A 1194-nucleotide genomic window follows, 5' to 3' on the forward strand; every position below is an offset into this window, starting at 1 on the left:
GACCTTGGCCAATTCCGCCGCGCTCAGCCCCTTGCCGTGGCTAAAATCGAACCGCAGCCGATCCGCCGCATTCAGCGAGCCGCGCTGCGCGACGTGATCGCCCAGCGTCTGACGCAGCGCCTCGTGCAGCAGGTGCGTGGCTGAATGGTTGGCGCGAATGGCGCTGCGGCGGGCATGATCCACCCGCAGTTCCAGCGGGTCGCCAACCGACAGCGGTTTTTCTGCCATTGTCACCCGATGCGCGAACACGCCGCCCGGCATTTTCTGGGTATCGGCCACCACGCCCGAGGCCCCGGCCTTCAACACCGTGCCGCTATCGCCGACCTGACCACCGGATTCGGCATAGAACGGCGTCTGGTTGACGACCATCCAGCCCTCTTGCCCGGCATCCAGCGCGGTCACGCCAACGCCATCCTTGACCAGCGCCAGAACCTGCCCTTCGGCGGTTTCGGTCTCGTAACCCAGGAAATCGGTCGCGCCATGCTTTTCAGCGATGTCGAACCAGATTGCCGCGTCCTTGCTTTCGCCCGACCCGGCCCAGCTGGCACGCGCCTTGGCTTTCTGCTCGGCCATGGCGGCGTCAAAGCCTTCGGTATCGACCGCGCGGCCCTTTTCGCGCAGCGCATCCTGCGTCAGGTCCAGCGGGAAACCATAGGTGTCATACAGTTTGAACGCCGCATCGCCCGGCAGCGCCGCATCCTCGGGCAGCTTGGACAATTCGTCGTCCAACAGCCGCAGACCACGGTCAAGCGTTTGAATAAACCGGGTTTCTTCCAGTCTCAGCGTCTCTTCGATCATCGCCTGCGCGCGGCCCAACTCGGGGTAAGCGGCGCCCATCTGGCGCACCAGCGCCGGAACCAGACGGTGCATGACCGGGTCTTTGGCACCCAGCAAATGCGCGTGACGCATGGCGCGGCGCATGATCCGGCGCAGCACATACCCCCGGCCTTCGTTGCTGGGCATCACACCATCGGCAATCAGGAACGAGGTCGAGCGCAAGTGGTCCGCGATCACCCGGTGATGCACGTTGCCCGGACCGTCGGGGTCCTGGCTGGTGACATGGGCACTGGCCTCCATCAGGCTGCGCATCAGGTCGGTGTCATAGTTGTCGTGCTTGCCCTGCAACAGCGCGCCGATCCGTTCCAGCCCCATGCCGGTGTCGATCGACTGCATGTCCAGATCGCGCATCGAGCC

The 1194-nt window shown here is 64.8% G+C and carries 1 protein-coding gene; it reads right to left on the reverse strand.

Annotated elements, in window-relative coordinates:
* A partial coding sequence (locus tag ABYW26_RS14615) for an alanine--tRNA ligase-related protein (protein WP_372605646.1) occupies window positions 1-1194 on the reverse strand: 1194 nt, incomplete at both ends.

The sequence above is a fragment of the Actibacterium sp. genome (assembly GCF_041584535.1).
Lineage (GTDB): Bacteria > Pseudomonadota > Alphaproteobacteria > Rhodobacterales > Rhodobacteraceae > Actibacterium_D.